This window comes from Halorhodospira abdelmalekii (assembly GCF_016583625.1).
Taxonomy (GTDB): Bacteria; Pseudomonadota; Gammaproteobacteria; order Nitrococcales; family Halorhodospiraceae; genus Halorhodospira; species Halorhodospira abdelmalekii.
In genome coordinates, this window is sequence record NZ_NRRN01000054.1 from 1 (window position 1) to 18,239 (window position 18,239).

At 61.4% G+C, this 18,239-nt stretch carries 18 protein-coding genes and 1 rRNA gene; 6 read left to right on the top strand and 13 right to left on the bottom strand.

Annotated features, from left to right (window positions below):
- Positions 1-137: 137 nt before the first annotated feature.
- The 6 genes from secF to CKO15_RS11570 form a co-directional block, all read right to left on the bottom strand.
- The gene (secF, locus tag CKO15_RS11545; protein WP_200196387.1) at positions 138-1,097 is read right to left on the bottom strand and encodes a protein translocase subunit SecF; all 960 of its coding nucleotides are present in this window, start codon (positions 1,095-1,097) and stop codon (positions 138-140) included.
- Between the two features lie 2 nt (positions 1,098-1,099).
- Positions 1,100-2,980: a protein translocase subunit SecD gene (secD, locus tag CKO15_RS11550; RefSeq protein WP_200196390.1), complete on the bottom strand. Its 1,881-nt coding sequence runs from the start codon at positions 2,978-2,980 to the stop codon at positions 1,100-1,102.
- A gap of 3 nt (positions 2,981-2,983) precedes the next feature.
- Positions 2,984-3,328: a preprotein translocase subunit YajC gene (yajC, locus tag CKO15_RS11555; RefSeq protein ID WP_200196392.1), complete on the bottom strand. Its 345-nt coding sequence runs from the start codon at positions 3,326-3,328 to the stop codon at positions 2,984-2,986.
- Between the two features lie 59 nt (positions 3,329-3,387).
- Entirely contained in the window at positions 3,388-3,771 is a 384-nt protein-coding gene (gene yajC / locus CKO15_RS11560) for a preprotein translocase subunit YajC (RefSeq protein WP_200196394.1), read from the bottom strand.
- 77 nt (positions 3,772-3,848) lie between these two features.
- Positions 3,849-4,961: a tRNA guanosine(34) transglycosylase Tgt gene (tgt, locus tag CKO15_RS11565; RefSeq protein WP_200196441.1), complete on the bottom strand. Its 1,113-nt coding sequence runs from the start codon at positions 4,959-4,961 to the stop codon at positions 3,849-3,851.
- Positions 4,961-5,668 (bottom strand): carbonic anhydrase, encoded by a 708-nt coding sequence (locus CKO15_RS11570; protein WP_200196396.1) that lies wholly within the window; start codon positions 5,666-5,668, stop codon positions 4,961-4,963. Before CKO15_RS11570 ends, tgt begins: the two co-directional genes overlap by 1 nt.
- A gap of 582 nt (positions 5,669-6,250) precedes the next feature.
- On the opposite strand from CKO15_RS11570, the gene CKO15_RS11575 reads away from it, so the two are divergent.
- The 5 genes from CKO15_RS11575 to CKO15_RS11595 all read left to right on the top strand — a co-directional run bounded on the left by CKO15_RS11575 (position 6,251) and on the right by CKO15_RS11595 (position 11,214).
- Complete coding sequence (locus CKO15_RS11575; RefSeq protein WP_200196404.1) at positions 6,251-7,924, top strand: diguanylate cyclase; 1,674 nt, start codon at positions 6,251-6,253, stop codon at positions 7,922-7,924.
- Positions 7,921-8,967: a PAS domain-containing protein gene (locus CKO15_RS11580; RefSeq protein WP_200196407.1), complete on the top strand. Its 1,047-nt coding sequence runs from the start codon at positions 7,921-7,923 to the stop codon at positions 8,965-8,967. The genes CKO15_RS11575 and CKO15_RS11580 overlap by 4 nt, the downstream gene beginning before the upstream one ends.
- 61 nt (positions 8,968-9,028) lie before the next feature.
- On the top strand, positions 9,029-10,291 hold the full coding sequence (locus tag CKO15_RS11585; RefSeq protein ID WP_200196409.1) for an ATP-binding protein: 1,263 nt from the start codon (positions 9,029-9,031) through the stop codon (positions 10,289-10,291).
- A gap of 14 nt (positions 10,292-10,305) precedes the next feature.
- A complete protein-coding gene (locus tag CKO15_RS11590) occupies positions 10,306-10,668 on the top strand; it encodes a hypothetical protein (protein WP_200196411.1) in 363 nt (120 codons plus the stop codon).
- A 57-nt stretch (positions 10,669-10,725) separates the two neighbouring features.
- Positions 10,726-11,214: a hypothetical protein gene (locus tag CKO15_RS11595; protein WP_200196413.1), complete on the top strand. Its 489-nt coding sequence runs from the start codon at positions 10,726-10,728 to the stop codon at positions 11,212-11,214.
- Positions 11,215-11,440: 226 nt separating this feature from the next.
- Here CKO15_RS11595 and CKO15_RS11600 read toward each other — a convergent pair whose 3' ends face one another.
- From CKO15_RS11600 to CKO15_RS11620, 5 genes are all read right to left on the bottom strand, one after another.
- Complete coding sequence (locus CKO15_RS11600; RefSeq protein ID WP_200196415.1) at positions 11,441-12,598, bottom strand: PilT/PilU family type 4a pilus ATPase; 1,158 nt, start codon at positions 12,596-12,598, stop codon at positions 11,441-11,443.
- Between the two features lie 61 nt (positions 12,599-12,659).
- Positions 12,660-13,694 carry a type IV pilus twitching motility protein PilT gene (locus CKO15_RS11605; protein WP_200196417.1) on the bottom strand — a complete coding sequence of 345 codons (1,035 nt, stop codon included), beginning with the start codon at positions 13,692-13,694 and terminating at the stop codon, positions 12,660-12,662.
- Complete coding sequence (locus CKO15_RS11610; RefSeq protein ID WP_200196419.1) at positions 13,681-14,733, bottom strand: succinylglutamate desuccinylase/aspartoacylase family protein; 1,053 nt, start codon at positions 14,731-14,733, stop codon at positions 13,681-13,683. Before CKO15_RS11610 ends, CKO15_RS11605 begins: the two co-directional genes overlap by 14 nt.
- A complete protein-coding gene (gene rimK / locus CKO15_RS11615) occupies positions 14,733-15,641 on the bottom strand; it encodes a 30S ribosomal protein S6--L-glutamate ligase (protein WP_200196422.1) in 909 nt (302 codons plus the stop codon). Before rimK ends, CKO15_RS11610 begins: the two co-directional genes overlap by 1 nt.
- Entirely contained in the window at positions 15,638-16,126 is a 489-nt protein-coding gene (locus CKO15_RS11620; RefSeq protein WP_338036056.1) for an ATP-dependent zinc protease family protein, read from the bottom strand. The genes rimK and CKO15_RS11620 overlap by 4 nt, the downstream gene beginning before the upstream one ends.
- Positions 16,127-16,370: 244 nt before the next feature.
- Between CKO15_RS11620 and CKO15_RS11625 the strand changes: the two genes are divergently transcribed.
- Complete coding sequence (locus tag CKO15_RS11625; protein ID WP_200196429.1) at positions 16,371-16,895, top strand: hypothetical protein; 525 nt, start codon at positions 16,371-16,373, stop codon at positions 16,893-16,895.
- A 12-nt stretch (positions 16,896-16,907) separates the two neighbouring features.
- Here CKO15_RS11625 and CKO15_RS11630 read toward each other — a convergent pair whose 3' ends face one another.
- Both CKO15_RS11630 and rrf read right to left on the bottom strand, forming a co-directional pair.
- Entirely contained in the window at positions 16,908-17,888 is a 981-nt protein-coding gene (locus CKO15_RS11630; protein WP_200196433.1) for an SLAC1 anion channel family protein, read from the bottom strand.
- 194 nt (positions 17,889-18,082) lie between these two features.
- Positions 18,083-18,199, bottom strand: a 5S ribosomal RNA gene (rrf, locus tag CKO15_RS11635).
- Positions 18,200-18,239 lie beyond the last annotated feature (40 nt).

Consider the following 18,239-nt stretch of genomic DNA (forward strand, 5'->3'; position numbering starts at 1 on the left):
AATCGACCTTAGGCGTTCGCAGCCCCCGCCAGAAGGAAGGGCCCCCCCGAAAGAACGGAGAATCCCCTGTAGAATAAGAGGAAGAGACCGTGAAGCCGCTACGAAAGGCGACACGGACGCTCTCTGCTACCTCTCCCCTAGAACCGCTCCTGCGGCGGCACCGTCTCGTGATCCGGCTGATCAGCCCCTTCCTTCTCTGGCGGCATCAGATCCTGCTTGCTGACCCCCAACGCCAGCGAGGTTGCGCTGGAGATAAAGATCGAGGAGTAAGAACCAACGATTACACCGATCAGGAGCGCAACGGCAAAGCCGCGGATGATCTCACCACCGAGGAAGATCAATGCACAGACCACTAACAGGGTGGTAAACGAGGTCACCAGAGTGCGTGACAGCGTCTGGTTGACCGAGAGGTTCATGATGTACTCAGTCGTTCCTTTACGCACCTTGAGGAAGTTCTCGCGGATGCGGTCGGAGACCACGATGCTGTCGTTAAGCGAGTAACCGATTGTCGCCAGCACTGCCGCCAAGACCGTCAGGTCGAAGGTCATGCGGGTAAGCGAAAAGAACCCAAGGATGAGCACGATATCGTGCAACAGGGCGGCGACCGCACCGACTGCAAAGCGGTACTCGAAGCGGAAAGCGACGTAGACCAGAACTCCAGCCAAAGCCAGCAACAAAGCCAGTAGCCCCTGTGTCGTCAACTCCTCGCCGATCTGCGGACCGACAAACTCGACCCGCCGCAGCTCGACCCCTTCGTGCGCCTGCGTCAGCTTCGCGAAGACCTCCTGCGAGATCTGCGCCTGCTCAACCCCCTCCAGCGGGGCGACTCGGATCAAGATCTCGCGCGATGAACCGAAGTGCAGCACCTGTGCATCAGCGTAGCGCGAGTCGGCGAGGGCCGCCTCGACCTCGGAGACCTCGACCGGCTCTTCGTAACCGACCTCGACCAGCGTTCCCCCGGTAAAGTCGATCCCGAGGTTGAGCCCCTGCCAGGCCAGCGAACCGAGGGAGAGCAGCAAGAGCGCTGCCGAGAGCACAAAACCGAGGCGCCGCCGCCCTAGGAAGTCAATTTTCGGGTCTTCTTTAAAGATCTCCATAGCTAGATCTTGATCTCCGAGACCTTACGCCCACCATAGATTAGATTGATGATGGCGCGCGTGCCCACAATGGCGGTGAACATCGAAGTCGCCAGCCCGATCGCCAGCGTCACGGCAAAGCCCTGTACTGGGCCGGTACCGAATATAAAAAGCACCAGCGCTGCAATCAGCGTCGTGATGTTGGCGTCGGCGATGGTCGAAAGCGCCTTCGAGTAGCCGCTGTCGATCGCCGTCTGAATCGGTGTTCCGGCCTTGAGCTCTTCGCGTATCCTCTGGAATATCAACACATTGGCATCAACCGCCATACCGACCGTGAGGACGATACCGGCAATCCCCGGCAAGGTCAGCGTCGCCTGCAGCATCGAGAGGACAGCAATGATGATGATCAGATTGGTCAGCAGCGCTAAGTTAGCGACCCAACCGAAGACGCGGTAGTAGAAAGCCATGAAGGCGACGACCAACAAGAAGCCGAAGACAACCGCCATGAAACCGCGCTCGACGTTCTCGGCACCGAGGCTCGGGCCGATAGTCCGCTCTTCGACAATGTCGATCGGCGCCGCTAAGGCACCAGCGCGCAACAGCAGGGCCAACGTACCGGCCTCCTCGGTCGACTCTAACCCGGTGATCCGGAAGCGCCCACCGAGCGTCTCGCGAATCCGCGCCACACTGATGACTTCGGCAACCTCGCGCGAGACCCGCTGCGGCTCACCGTCAACCAACTCGGTTTCGGTGATCCGCTCGATAAAGAGCACACCCATGTGATCGCCGACCCGCTCGCGCGTCGCCCGACTCATGATGCGCCCGCCGGTCCCGGAGAGTCGCACATTGACCTCGGGGGCCTGGGTCTGTTGATCGAAGCCGGAGGAGGCATCAATGATCCGATCACCGCCGACGATCACACTGCGCTCAAGCAGCACGTAATCGTAGCGCCCCTCCCCGCGCATCGGAAAGAGTTGTGAGCCAGCCGGCACGGCTTCCGGATCGTCGGGATCGCCCGAGAAAGGGAAATCGCTGTGATCGACGAAGCGAAACTCCAGCGTTGCGGTCGCTCCAAGGATCTCTTTAGCTTGCGCCGGATCTTGCACACCGGGTAGCTGCACAACGATGCGATCGGAGCCTTGACGCTGCACCACCGGCTCCGCCACCCCAAGCTCATCGACCCGGTTGCGCAGCGTTGTGATGTTCTGCTGCACCGCCAGGCTGCGCATCTCCTGGACATCGTCCTCGTCGAGGGTGATTAGCAGACTGTAGGTCTGCTCAGCCTCGTCCTCCTCGTACTCGATGACGATCCCCTCGACGTGCCGAGCAATCAGCGCCTCGGCACGCTCGCGCAGCGCCTCACTGGTAAAGAGCGCGCGCACCCGCTGCCCCTCCTCGAGCTCAAGGCTGGCGTAGCGGATGCGTTCTTCCCGCAGTAAGGTGCGGATGTCATTCTGATAGCCCTCCAGGACATCCTCGATCATGGCATCAAGATCGACCTGGAGCAGGAAGTGGACCCCGCCACGCAGATCGAGCCCGAGGAACATCGGCTCAGCGCCGAGCGCGCGCAGCCACTGCGGCGCCGCTGGGACGAGCGTCATCGCAACGCTGTAGTCGCGCCCGAGTTTGCCGGCGACCAGATCCGAGGCACGCATTTGCGTCTCGGTCGAGCGATAGCGCAACACCCAACGCTCATCGAGAACTTCGGCGACCTCGGGACGCACCCCGCGCTCCTCAAGAAAGGCCAGGACCTCATCCTGCACCTCCTGCGCGGGCACCTCGCCCTCCTGCGTTGTCACGACGACTGCAGGATCCTCGCCAAAGAGGTTCGGCAGTGCGAAGAGGATCCCGGTCAGCAAAACGACCAGGAGGAGCACATACTTCCAGAGCGGATAGCGGTTCAAGAGCTACTTGCCCTTCTTTTGTTCCTGTTCTTTGATCGTGCCCTTCGGCATGACGCTCGTCACGGCGTGCTTCTGGATCTGTACCTGCACGCCGTTGCCGACCTCGATGGTCGCAAAGTTCTCACCGACCTGCGCGATGCGCCCGAGCAACCCCCCGTTGGTCACCACCTCGTCGCCCTTGGCGAGCTCTTCGACCATCTGGCGATGCTCTTTAGCTCGCTTAGTCTGCGGGCGAATCAGCAGAAAGTAAAACAGGGCGATCATACCGACGAGCAACAGGATGCTGAACCAGATATCGCCCTGTTGCGCCTCTTGTTGTGCCCACGCGTTGGAAATCAGGAAATCCATAACACCTTACTCCGTCGTCGTAGATAGTGCTGCGACAGCCCGCGCTGTCTCCTGCCTGCTCAGGCGTTTTTACCACCGCTCTGTGTCGTCGTCTCCTCGACACCGCTGCGCGCCTCTGCCAGCGTTCCCTCGGACAGCACCTCGCCGATCATATCGCGCTTGATGGTCCACTCGACGCCCTCACTGACCTCGACGCGCACAAACTGTTCACCGAGCTGCTTAATACGGCCCAGCTCGCCCCCGCCGGTCATGACCTCATCGCCAACCTGCAGGTTCTCGACCATCTCTTGGTGCTGCTTCATGCGCTTGCGCTGCGGCCGGATCAGCAGAAAGTAGAAGATCGCCACTAGCAGAACGGTAAAGACTAAAAAGAAGACCAGATCCCCAGTACCCGGAGAGTCCTGCTGGGCATAGGCCGGTGCGATCACGAAATCGAGCAACATCGGTCCGCTCCCTACTGTTGAGTGCACTGGGCCAGGCCCCACACAGGCCACCCTGACCACGTAAAAGCGCCATTATGTCATAGTGCGGGGGTCTTTTGCTCGCGTGCCGCATAGAAATCGTCAACAAAACCTGCCAGACGTCCCCGCTCGATCGCCTCACGCAGCTCGGCCATCAGCCGCTGGTAGTAACGCAAGTTGTGCAGAGTGGCCAAACGTGCCCCTAACATCTCGTTGCAGCGCTGTAGATGGCTCAGGTAGGCGCGTGAGTAGTTGCGGCATGTATAGCAATCGCACGCCGGATCGATCGGCGCTGTATCGGTGCGGTACCGCCGATTGCGCAGCCGCACCAACCCCTCTGAGGTAAAGAGAAAGCCGTTGCGGGCATTGCGCGTCGGCATGACGCAGTCAAACAGATCGATCCCTCGGCGGACACACTCGACGAGATCTTCGGGTTTACCCACCCCCATCAGATACCGCGGCTGCATTTGCGGCAGCTGCGGCTCAAGCGCCTCCAATACGGCGTCACGCTCAGCGGCCGGCTCACCGACCGACACCCCACCGACAGCGTAACCATCAAAACCGATCGCCAACAGCCCCGCTAGCGAGGCTCGGCGCAGCTGGGGGTAGACGCCACCCTGCACGATCCCGAAGAGTGCTGCCGGATGCTCGCCGTGCGCCCGTCGACTGCGCTCAGCCCAGCGCAGCGACAGCTCCATTGAGCGGCGCACCGCATCGCTTTCGCTCGGGTAGGCCGGACACTCGTCGAAGATCATGACGATATCGGCGCCGAGGGCGTGCTGCACCGCAATCGACTCCTCCGGCCCCATAAAGACGCGCGCACCGTCGACCGGCGAACGAAACTCCACGCCGGCCTCATGGACCTTACGCAGCGCCCCGAGGCTGTAGACTTGAAAGCCTCCGGAGTCGGTCAAGATCGGCCCCGACCAACCCATGAAGTCGTGCAAATCGCCGTGTAGTTTGATCACCTCGGTACCGGGCCGCAGCCACAAATGAAAGGTGTTCGCTAAGACCACCTCGGCACCGGTCTCGCGCAGTTCTTCGGGGGTCACCCCCTTAACCGTCCCGTAGGTACCGACCGGCATGAAAGCTGGTGTCTCCACCGACCCCCGCGGCAGCAACAAACGACCACGCCGTGCCGCACCCGCGGTTGCCAGCAACTCATAACGCATCATTTTGCATCCAACCAAGTCACTGTGCCCTGCGCCAGGTCGTACTTTGCACCGACGATCGACAACCCAGCGCTCTGCTGCGCCTCTGCCAGCCATGCCGACTGCTCGATAAGCTCACGACACGTCCAGTGCACATTCGCCACGACCGCCTGCTCAACCAGCCTCTCAGCGTCAGCCTGATCGCCGCTGCTGGCCTCACCCTCCTCACCAGCCACTGTGCAACCACAAGCTTTCGCGGCACGCTGAGTGGTTGCCGGCTGAGTCAGCAACGGCGCGAGCGCCGGCCGCAACGCGTCGACGATGCTGCACAGCCCCGCAGTCGGCGGCTGAGCGTGCTCGCGCAATGCGGCCAAGGCGGCTCCGACGGCACCACAGCGGGCGTGCCCCAAGACCACGATCAAGCGGACACCGAGCTCGTGTACCGCGTACTCCAGGCTGCCAATCTGCGTAGTTCCGGCAAAGTTGCCCGCGACCCGGACAATGAAGAGATCGCCGATCCCCTGATCGAAGATCTCCTCGGCGGGAACGCGCGAATCGGCACAGCTGAGAATCGCTGCAAACGGGCGCTGAGCGACCACGACCTCGGCGCGGCGAGCCGGCGTCAGTCGCTGCTGCAGGCGCATCTCACCCGCGACGAACCGTTGATTGCCGGCCTGCAAGCGCGCCAGTGCCGTAGCCGCGGGGGTCGGGTCGAAAGAGGCCGTCACGCTATCACTCTCCTGTTCACGGTTGTGCTCATCGGGTAGGGACTGCAGTTAGGGGCTGCCGCATCTGAGTTGGCGACTGCCGTATCTAAGTCCGGGCCATCGTTGCATGGCAGGCTTCCAGGGGACGCTGCAAATCCGTCCCTGGAAGCTCCCACTCGCCATCCATGGCGAGTGAGACCCCTGGAGGCAGCCATTGCAACGTCGACCCGCTGCGGCAACTGAGTCTCGGTACGCTTCGAAGGTGGACGCAACGATAATCACCCTCTCATCAGTTGTTCCCGGTTAAGCCCTCTCCTGGTGAATGTCTGGCACCCTCTAGGGTCACCACCCAGAGTTGCGCAAGCATCACCCGGACATCGCCGAGACCCTTCCCAGAATCATACAGGGGCTGGCAAGGGCTGGTATCCCAAGCCTTAACCGTTCAAAATGTGCAGGCAAAGGGGCCGAGGCAATCGAAGCGATCGAACAGCGGTTACGCTGGGCTCGGCCGGGAGCGTAGCACATACTGGGGGAGGGGGGTGCGCCACCCGCGCGTGAGATGCAGGGCTGGCAGACCGCCACGAGCGAGGAGCTGTGTAGCCTTTGAGCCGAGCATATCCAGGTCTGCTAGAGCAAGCGCTCGCCAGCGATATTACGGCCCTGTTGGTGCTAGACGCGGATGGCGACTTGGTCTACGCCAACACGCTCGCCTGCCGCCTACTGGATCTGCCGATCCAGGGGAGTGCGTCTGATGGTTCGATCGACTGCCCCCTGGCGACCGATCAACTCCCCTCTGAGCTCAGCTCCTTTCGCTGGCTGGCGCAGACAGCCACGCCGCTGCGGGACGTCCGGTTGACTTTACAGCGCGCGAACGGCGAGCAGCGTGTGCTCTCGGTCAACGCCGCACCGCTGCACGCACAACCCCATTCACAACGGTGTATCGCCCTAGCCGTCCACGATTTCACCGAGCAGTATCACTACTATGAAGAGACGCTGCGCGAGCATCAGCAGCGGCTGAAGCTCGCCACCGAGTCGGCCGGACTGGGCATCTGGGAGCGCGATCTGGCAACCGACACCTTCCACTGGGACGATCGCATGCTCGATATCTACGGCCTACCGCCGTCGTCGCCCCCACGCAACTACGCCGAGTGGCGAGTACGAGTTGAGCCTGCGGACTTGCCCGCCGTGGAGCGCGCCTTCAGCCATGCGCGCGTGACTCACTCGCGCTGGGAGATCGAGTTTCGAATTCGCCGTCCGGATGGCGAGATCCGGCATCTGCGCGGTTTCGGGCAGTACATCTACAACCGCCACGGCCACGCCGTCCGGATCGTCGGCATCAACGAAGATATCACCGTGCGTAAGCAGGTCGAGAGCGAACTGGCGCTGAGCAAATCGCGACTTGAAGAGGCGCAGCGCATTGCGCGCCTCGGGCACTGGGTCGTCTACCCGCACGATAGCCTGGCTGGCGGCCAGCTCTGGTGGTCACCAGTGATCTACGAGATCTTCGGCCGTAACCCGCGTCACTACGCCCCGAGCTTGCGCCGTTTTCTTGAGGCCGTACACCCCGAAGACCGCCCCTTCGTGCGTGAAGATGTCATCAAGCGCCTCCCGGAGTATCAGCACCACCAGATCGAATATCGCATCGTGCGCCCAAACGGCGCGGTGCGTTGGGTGCGTACCATCACCCGTACCGAGCGCGATGCCAACGCCGGTACTTGGCGGATCATCGGCACGCTGCAGGACATCACTGAGCAAAAAGAGCTCCAGCAGGAGCTCGAGTACCGCGCCTCGCACGACCCGTTGACGGATCTATTCAACCGCGCCAAGCTGCAACAACACCTGCGTGCAGCCAATGCCGCTTACAATCGCCACGGCACCCTCTTCGCTGTCGTGATTATCGACATCGATCACTTTAAGAGCATCAACGACCGTTGGGGACACGCTGCCGGCGATGCGGTGCTTTGGGAGATCGGCCGACGCATGTCAGCGGAGTTGCGCGAGACCGACGTTCTGGGCCGCTGGGGCGGTGAGGAGTTTCTGATTCTGGCAACCCATACCGATGAGGCGGGGACCGCCCTGCTCGCCGAACGCATCCGGGAGGCCATCAGCGCTACCGCCGTGCAAGGCATTGGTACGATTACGGCGAGTTTCGGTGTCGCCGCCATTGAGCCGGGTCTCTCGCTCGAGAGTCTGGAGAACCGCGCCGATCAGGCGATGTACGCAGCCAAGAAGGGAGGGCGCAACCTCGTTGTGCGCTATTCAGAACTAACCGTATGAGCTCCAATCTCTCTTCTCCACCCCCCCGCCGGGATGAGGACCTGCAAGAGCCGCCGCTGCAACTGTGCGAACGTATCGCCGAGCGCATGGACGGTTTTCTCTACCGCTGCCAGGCCGATCAAGGCTTAACGATGCGCGTCTTGCTCGGTGCGGTCGCTGCAACCACCGGCTTCTCCCGCAACGCTCTGCTTGATAGCCGACAAGTAGCCTACGCCCAGCTGATTCATCCAGACGACCGCCCCCGTGTACGCGGGGCTCGCGTGCGCGCGGTCACCGCCGAGGAAGAGTGGAGCATCGACTACCGGCTCTGCCACCCCGATGGCAGCATCCACTGGGTCAATGACCGCGGCGCAGCCATTCTGAACCCGCAGGGTGCCCCCCTCTACTTTGAGGGGGCGGTGGTCGATATCTCGGCCCGCAAACGCGCCGAGCACGCCCTGGAGCGCACCTCACTGGCGCTGCGCGAGCGCTTCAAAGAGGTCGCCTGCCTCGGCGAGGTTGCTGCTTTGACCAACCGAGATGTCTCTGTCGATGAGACCCTGACCGCGGCAGCGGGCTTTCTACCGAGCGGCTGGCAGTACCCGACGCGCTGTGAAGCCGCCATCTTCTATCGCGGCAAACGCTACGCAACGAGTCGCCGCGAGCCTGGGCGCTGGCGACTTGAGGCACCGATTCGAGTGGCCGGGGCGGTCAGTGGCAAAGTGGTCGTCTGGTTTGTGCGCACTCCGCCCCAGCCCAACGCCCCCTTCCTCAACGAAGAGCGCCACCTGATCGAGCGCATCGCGCTGATTCTTGGACAGTACCTCTATCGTAAGCAGGCCGAGCAGGAGCGTGAGCAACTGCTGCAGCTGATCGAGGCCAGCCCCGACTATATCGCCACACTCAACCCCCAGGGCCGCCCCCTCTACCAGAATCCAGCGCTACGGGGCCTTATCGGCGACCACCAGCACCAACCCCCCCCAGGCCATCCGCCGACTGCTCGAAGAGGCCCTGCCGACCGCTGCGGCAGAGGGCGTCTGGCAAGGCGAGACGGAACTCTATGACTCCGCCGGCGAGGTACTGCCGGTCGCCCAGACCATCGTCGCCCATACTGATGCGTACGGGGTGGTTGAGCGCTATTCGACGATCATGCAGAGCCTCTCGGCAAGCCGTGAAGCCAACCGCGTCAAGAACGAATTTCTCGCCGCCGTCAGCCACGATTTGCGCACCCCGCTCAACGCCATCATCGGCTACACCGAACTGCTGGCACACTCCTCGCTTGGCGGTCAGCAGCGCGAGTTTGTCGCCCTCGCCCGCCGGGCGGCCGATAAGCTGCTGCTGCTCATCGACATGCTCCTTGAGCTCTCGCGTCTTGAGCATGGTCGTCTGCAACTGCTCGCCGAGCCGTTCGAGATCCGCGAGCTGATCGACTCTCAGCTCGAGCTGCTGCGTCCGCGCGCGCAGAGTAAGGGGCTGAGCATGAGTCGCCGTATCGACACCGAGGTACCGCAGTGGGTCACCGGCGATGGCGCCCGCGTCGGCCAGATCGTTAGCAACCTGCTCGGTAACGCCGTTAAGTTCACGGAGACCGGCAGCGTCGATCTGAGTTTGGAGGTCCCCGTCACTGGCTGGCTGCGCCTAACAGTCTGTGATAGCGGGCCAGGGATCCCGAAGCAGGAGCGCGAGGCGATTTTCGAGTGGTTCTCCAAAGGCATGCACGGCAATTCGCAGCGTGAAGGCAGTGGGCTCGGATTGCGCATCTGCCTGGAGTTGGTGCGCTTGATGGGCGGTTCCATCGATGTCGACGAGGCCCCAGGCGGAGGGGCCTGCTTTGCTGTCGTACTGCCGCTGGCTGCAACCACGCCGCCAGAGGCGGCCGCTGATGCACCCGCCGCAAGGCATCGGCAACACTCCGCCGCACCGCCGTCAAGCCACGCGCTACGCCCCGGCAACACTCGCGACGCTGCTGCGCCTTCTCCTGGTGAAACGGTAGCACACGCCTTGGTTGCCGAAGACGACCCCACCAACCGCTTGCTGCTGCAACGCCTCCTAGAGCGCTTTGGCGTCACCAGCGAAGCGGTCAGTGACGGTCAAGCCGCCTGCGCGCAAATCATCGACCGTAGCGGCGGCGACTCTGCCTACGACATCATCTTTATGGACTCGCAGATGCCGCGGATGAGCGGGGCCGAAGCAATCGCAGCCATCCGTGCCCACGAGGCCGCGTATGCGCAGCGCGCGACTCCGATCGTCACCGTCTCGGCGCACGCGGTCGAAGAGGTACGCCGTAACCTGCTCAAGGCCGGCAGCGATTGCTATCTGACCAAACCGGTGACCCTTGAGGCGCTCAGTGAGACGCTCCGGCGGCTACTGCCTCGCCTACGCAGCTAACCCGTGATACGATCGTGCGCAAACCCGAACCGGGTCCGGGTTACCGGGCCGTGACCGCGGGCGGTTACAGAGAGAATCACCCGGAGAGAATCACCCGGTATCCGGTACCCACTATACTGAGCGACACGGGACTCATCACCATGACCGTCGAACCATCAAACTCCTCTCAACAGAGCGACAATAGCAGCAACAAGAACGGGCTAACCATCGCTCTGGCCTATCTGTTCAGCGTACTCTTTCCTCCAATCGGCCTGTTGATGGCCGGCTACCTCTATCTTGGTAAAAAAGAGCTTAAACACGCTTTTATCGTCACCACGCTCTGTATCCTTCTGGTCTTGCCTTGGCAGTACGTTGTCGGCCTAATCTTTGCCGGTTAGGTCTTCGACTGTCGGCGATGGCCGTAGGGCAGACAGACATCGATTACGGAAGCCATCATGATAAAGTCGCTATTTAGAAGAATCGGTGCCAAGGAGCAATCCGACGCGTCGGGAGCAGCCCCTGCTGGAGCCCAGGCGCAAACGGCTGAGACCGCTGAGGGCTCGAGCCAACCGAAACGCAATTTTGCCGACAGCCCGCGCGCTAAGCGGGCCCGCGAGCGCAAGGAGCGGCGCGATGCCAAGGCCACCGGATTCATGGGGATGCAGCCGCAGCAGTGGGACGACTACGACGCCCTGGAGATGGAGATCCAAAAAGGTCAGGCCTTTGCCACGGCCGGTCTCATCGGCGTCCCGGTGGCGCTGCTGGTGGTCATCGGTGGGATCAGCCTCTTTGGCTCGGAACACATCGCCATGGCCGTAGGGGTGCCCACCCTCTTCGTCGGCGGCATCATCATGATCGGCGCCAATATCCAGAGACTGCAGGTCAAGAGGCTTAAGCGCATCCGCGACAACTGGGGGCAAGATTCAGGCTCTGACGGCTCATAGAGAGCGACGGGATAGGGCCACACGGGTCATAGCCACCACCGCCAACCAGCCCGCCTGGGTTGCATTCTGCATCCACGGCTGCATTTACACCCCGGCTGCCTGTTGCTTCAGCCGGGGTGCATGCAGCCGCGTCGCCTTAGGCCATAGGTAGGCCATAGGCCACTGTCGGCAGATAGGTTGACACTCAGGGGGGCACTCCTGACGCCCCCCTCCGCCGCTACCGCTGTCAATCGTCGACCAACTTAAACCCCGGAACAGCGGCAGCTGCTGGCCCCCGCTGCTCCGATGACGCCTCACTGCCCTCTGCCGAATCAGCACTGTAGTCCGCACCCAACTTGATCATCAAGCGGACCTCGTTGGCCGAATCGGCGTAGGCCAAAGCGCTCTCGTAGGAAATCCAGCCCCCACTATAGAGCCGATAGAGATGGCGATCGAAGGTCTGCATACCCTGCTCTTCTGAGGCCTTCATGATCTCCTTGAGCGCATGCACCTCACCCTTTCTGATTTTATCCTGGACCAACGGAGTACCGAGCATGACCTCTAACGCGGCCACCCTACCCGCCTGATCAGCCCGCGGGATCAGCTGCTGAGCGATAACCGCCTTCAGATTGAGGGAGAGATCCATTAGCAACTGATCGCGACGCTCACCGGGAAAGAAATTGATGATTCGGTCGAGTGCCTGATTGGCGTTGTTCGCATGCAGGGTGGCAAGGGTCAGGTGGCCTGTCTCGGCGAAGGCAATGGCGTAGTCCATGATCTCGCGCGAGCGGATCTCGCCAATCAGAATGACATCAGGCGCTTGGCGCAGTGCATTCTTGAGCGCGGTATCGAAAGAGTCGGTATCGACTCCGACCTCGCGTTGATTGACGATACACTGCTGGTGAGGGTGAATAAACTCGATTGGATCCTCAATGGTAAGAATATGCCCGGGTGCACTCGCGTTGCGACGACCGATCATGGCCGCTAACGAGGTCGATTTACCGGTGCCAGTTCCCCCGACGAAGAGGATCAGACCGCGTTTAGTCAGCGCTAAATCACCAATCAGGGCGGGCAAGTTGAGCGATTCCAGGGAGGGGATGGCCGTCTCAATCCGCCGGATCACCATGCCGGGCGCACCCCGCTGATAGAAGGCACTGACGCGGAACCGCGCTCCCTCATCCGTTGCAATCGCAAAGTTCGCCTCGTGCATCTCGGCAAAGAGAGCTTGCTGATGCTCGTTAAGTGCCTCGTCGACAAGGTGCGCCGCCCCTTCTACGCTCAGCGGCTGGTCGTCGAGCGGTTCATGCCGTCCGTCGACTTTCAGGATAGGCGCCCGTCCCACTGTGATAAAGAGATCGGAGCCTTTACGCTCCTGGAAGATCTCAAGTAGCTGCTGTAGCCGCATCTGCTTCCCTCCTCAAGCCCGCCTCAACACTGAAGTCTCTCACCGCAAGCTCCTCAACTCCTCAGAACTGCTCCTTGTTCAAAGCTTTGAGGCGTGCCTCTTCGCGGGCGACCTGCCCAGTCTGCACCAACTTCTGCAGGGCCTGATCGAGGGTCTGCATCCCGTAACTCTGCCCGGTTTGTATGGAGGAGTACATCTGCGCGACCTTATCTTCGCGGATCAGATTCCGGATCGCCGGAGTGCCAATCATGATCTCGTGCGCGGCGATTCGGCCACCGCCGACTCGCTTAAGCAGCGCTTGCGAAATAACGGCCTGCAGCGACTCGGAGAGCATCGAACGCACCATCGTCTTCTCGGCGGCGGGGAAGACGTCGATTACCCGGTCGATGGTCTTCGGCGCCGAACTGGTGTGGAGCGTTCCGAAGACCAAGTGCCCCGTCTCGGCGGCGGTCAAGGCCAAGCGTATGGTCTCTAGATCGCGCATCTCACCGACTAAGATCACATCGGGATCCTCGCGCAGTGCCGAACGCAACGCGGCGCTAAAACTATGGGTATCGCGGTGAACCTCACGCTGGTTGATCAAACAGCGCTGTGGGGTATGAACAAACTCGATCGGATCCTCAATCGTCAGGATGTGGCTGTAGTCGTTTTTGTTCTTGTAGTCGATCATCGCGGCGAGGGTCGTCGACTTACCCGAACCGGTCGGTCCGGTGACCAGAACCAAGCCGCGCTGACGATCACAGAGGCTTTTGAAGATCTCCGGGGCACCGATCTGTTCCAACGTCACGACTTCGGCGGGAATGGCTCGGAAGGCTGCCCCTAACCCTCGATCCTGCTGGTAGACGTTGACACGAAAACGCCCGATCTGCGACACGGCGAAGGAGAAATCAGTCTCAAAGTGCTCCTCGAAGTCACGACGCTGGCGGTCGTTCATGATTTCATAGACCAGCTTCTGGACCTGCTTATGATCGAGTGCCGGCACATCGATACGCCGGATGTCGCCATCGACACGAATCAGCGGCGGCATCCCCGCCGATACATGCAAGTCTGAAGCGTTACTGTTGACCGCAAACGCCAATAGCTCAGTAATATCCATCGCTACCCTCCCCATGCCCATCGCCCTCATCAAAACCGCTGAGTTGCTCAACCCACTCCGAGGCCAACTCCGGCTGACGCACCCGTGCCACATGAAACAGTGCGTCCCCTTCGTGCACCAGCGGCAAGTTCGTCCGCCCGATCACAATACCACCGAAAGCGGCCTGCACAACGGTCTCACGCTCCCCGAAGGGATCGGCAATTAGGCCGATCCGCCCACCGCGCCGCACGTGCTGCCCTAACCTCACGGTAGTGCGAAGGATTCCGCTACTCTCTGCGCGCACCCAGCGCGTCATCTCAACCTGGATCGGTATCTGCGGCGGGCGCTTGCTACGTACCCGCGGGAGCATCTTCAGAGCACGCATCGCGCCGACAATCCCCCGCATGCCAAGGCGAATAGAACCCTCATCGAAGCGCAACGCCTCACCCGCCTCGTAGAGCAGAGTCGGAATCCCACGCTCGTCGGCGACATGCCGCAGTGAACCGTCACGCAGATCGGAGTTGATGATCACCGGCGCCGCGAAGGCACGTGCGAGTTCTAGTGTGGCCGGATCGTCGAGGTTGGCGCGGATTTGCGGCAAATTCGCCCGATGCGCGGTCCCGGTGTGTAAATCGATCGCGTGCGTCGCCTGCTCTAAGACTTGGGTCACGAAGAGATCGGCAAGACGAGCAGCCAACGACCCGGTGGCACTCCCCGGGAAGCTGCGATTGAGATCTCGCCGATCGGGGAGATAGCGCGTCTGCGCCAACACACCGTAGACATTCACAATGGGCACAGCCAACAAGGTTCCGCGCAGTCGCCGCAGCTGCGGCAGTGCAAGCAGGCGACGAATGATCTCAATGCCGTTGATCTCATCGCCGTGAATCGCGGCACTCAGACACAAAACCGGACCGTCCTGACGTCCGTGGACGATGTGGACCGGCATGCTCACTGGGGTGTGGGTATAGAGCTGTGCGACATCAAGCTGCAGGGTCGTACGCTCCCCAGGCGCGATCTCGGCCCCGTTGAGCAACAACGAGGAGCGCTGGCGGCGCGTCATCAGCCTCGCCGTCCGCGCGTGCGCGTACGCCCCGGCTGACAATTGCGCTCGATAAACTCGATAATCATGCCGGCCACATCACGCCCTGTTGCCCGCTCAATGCCTTGCAGCCCCGGCGAGGAATTGACCTCCATCACGACGGGGCCGCTGTTGGCACGCAGGATATCGACCCCGCTAACATTCAGCCCTAGCACCTTGGCCGCCTTCACCGCGGTTGCCCGCTCGCGCGGGGTAATCCGCACCAACTCGGCGCTCCCGCCGCGGTGTAGATTGGAGCGAAACTCGCCCTCGGGACCTTGTCGCCGCATCGCTGCTACGACCTTATTACCGATCACCAGACAGCGGATATCAGCCCCGCCTGCCTCTTCGACGAACTCCTGAACCAGAAAGTGTGCCTTAAGCCCGCGCAGCGCTTGAATAACACTCGCAGCTGCCTTGCGCGTCTCGGCCAATACCACGCCGACCCCTTGCGTGCCCTCAAGCAGCTTGATGACCACCGGGGCACCACCGACTAGGCGCAATAGATCATCGGTATCGTCCGGCGAGTGCGCAAAACCGGTCGCCGGCATCCCGACCCCCTCCCGCGAGAGCAGTTGCAGTGCACGCAGCTTATCACGCGAACGACTGATCGCCTGCGACTCGTTGAGCGGATAGGTGCCAAGCATCTCGAATTGACGCAACACCGCCGTTCCGTAGAAAGTCACTGATGCCCCGATGCGCGGAATCACTGCATCAAAATCCTCAAGCCTCTCACCCCGATAGTGAATCTCGGGATTGCTGGTGGCGATGTTCATATAGCAACGCAATGGGTTGATTACCCGTACCGAGTGGCCACGAGCCTCGCTCGCCTCGACCAAGCGGCGGGTCGAGTAGAGGCGGGGGTTGCGCGAGAGCAGCAGGAGCTTCATGTCTCCTCCAGAGGTGGGTCGTGATCACACGGGTGATGCAGGCGGCCCATCAAGTAAGAGGCCTGTGGATCGACCAACAACCGCCCCGCCATCGCTGTGCGTCCGAGCAGCATACGAAAACGCATGGTATCGCGCGCAGCCAGAGTCATCTCGATCGGCCAGCACGCTCCACCGAGCTGCACCCGGGTCTTAATGACCCAGCGCCGCTCGCGATGACCGCCCGAGTCGGTCACCGGACGGCGATCGACGATCGGCACCTCACACCACCGCTCCCCTGCGCTTGAACGCTGTTGCGGGTGGATACCGAAGCGAACCCAGCGCTGTCCGCTCCGCTCGAACGGCTCCACGGCGAAGGCGTGGAGAGCGGAAGTCCTTGCCCCAGTGTCGATTTTCGCCTTCAGCCGCGCAATGCCGAGATCCGGCAGTGCCACCCACTCCCGCCACCCGACGCATCGCCGGGACTGATCGTCGTCGCTTGCGCCCACTCCGCCCTCTCTCTCCGCTTCCCATCTCATGCGCCACAGTGTGCGCTACACCCGATCTTTAGGCCACGGTATGACACGACGACCCGCTAGGCAACGTCCCACCCCGCCCACTCGACGCACAATCCGCATAGAGCTCGCCTCCACAAGCGGCTACGGCCGGCTATGCTGTAGGGAGAATTTGTCATAGACTAACCGCCCAGATCCGCACATTCACCGCCTAACCTAGCCGGGTTAAACTTCCCCTATGCGCACCCTCATCATTGTAACTCTGGGCGTAGTCGTCGTCTTCGGAACCGGATACTTGCTGCGAGACGTCTTGCGTCCACCTATCGAGGTCGAGCTGCGGCTCACGGAGCTGACCAAGCCGGTCGAGCGCAGCCAGTTCGGTGAACGCCTAACCGGCATCACTCTCGACTGCTCTGACGATGGCCGTATCGGCTCCGGGGATCAGGTCTGTTTTGCGCCAGTTACCGAAGTCGACGGGTTGCCTGCGCGCTATCTGGCACTTTTTTTCGATGATACCCGCTATCTAACCGCCATCAACATCGTAATCGCTGCACAAGATCTTGAGACCGTCCTGGAAGCGCTTGAGGAGAGACTCGGTGAGGCCAGCCACATCATCGAAGCCGACAACAACTGGCGCGTCTGGCACTTGGCCAAAGAGAGCAACGCCCTGATTATGGCGCACGATGTTCCCCCCGAGAGCGGCAACCCGGCACTCTTATGGTTCCGCGACGCCAAAACGGCCGAGCGACTGCTGCCGCACTAGCGACAAGAGCGCTTATTCGGGGCGCAGCAAGGAACCGTTGAACAACCCGATTAGCGTGCGGACAAAGACTATAGCAACCACCAAGGTCGTCAAACCGAGCACCGGTACGATCCAAAGCGTTGCTTGCGGGATCTGGGCCGGCACGTAGTTCAAGCAAGCGAGTGAAAAAGCAGCCAGCGGGAAGGTGTAGGCCCACCAGGAGGGGTAGAAGGCGATTCGCAGCAACCGCGGCACTTGTACCATCAGGAGAAGGAAGGTAAAGAGCGCCTTATAGAAGAGCAGCCGCCCCAAGACATCCCCCTCCGGTAACGCACCGCCATTCAACGCGACCCACGCCACGTAGGCGACCGCCGGCGGCGCTAGCAAGATCGCCAGGGTCGGTTGTAGAAAATCGGGCAGATTCGGCCCGAAGATCAACCGATAGTAGCAGAGCGTCATCAAGATCAGCCAGAAGAAGAGCCCAACGGCGAAGAAGAACCACGCCAGTTCGACATAACCAGCATGAGCAGCCGGGATCGGCACCAGAACGTTACCGACCGCAGGGATAAACCAGGCCGGATTCAGCGTGCTCAGTTCCAGCTGCCGGCGCAGCCAGCTCGTTACAATACCGAGCATGAAGAGCAAATGCAGCCCGGCCCCACTGCCCCATAAAAGAAGTGAGACCGACCCCGAGGGGGCCAACATCCCTAGCAGGATCAGCGAAATCGAGATCGTCGGCAAAAAATTGAGACGCACCGGATGGGTAATCTCGTTCACCACCGCAGTGCGGTAACGCCACGCTTTAATGCTGTAGGCCAGCGCCATAGCAAGAAAGGCGAAGAGTGCCAGCCACGCTATGACTGTCGCCATCGTAGCACCGATCCCCCACTGCATATCAGCTTGAAGCCAAACCAGAGCCAATCCGGATAGCCCCATGGTGCCGGCAAAGAGGGGCAAGGGCAGGTAGGCGAGACTCACTGCGGTCGGAGTCTCGGGGTGCGATTCGCTCATCATCGATAGATCCTCCGCTAAAGAGAGACCGATAACCGCAGTCACGGTTAAGTAAGGGGAGACCTGCAGCGCGGACTGCCTAATAGCAGGCGTACCGAAGTGCCAGCAGGAGCCGCTAAAACATTATCTTATTGAGATGTTTTGCGCAATAAAAAAACCCCCACGGTCGTTTTGACTGTGGGGGTTTGGTATAAGGCGCCTGGCGATGACCTACTTTCGCACGACAGTTCGGCCGCACTATCATCGGCGCAGAGTGGTTTCACTTCCGAGTTCGGCATGGGGTCGGGTGGTTCCCACTCGCTATGTTCGCCAGGCAAAAAAGAGGGCAGCCGCGCTGGGGGGGGGGATACAAGG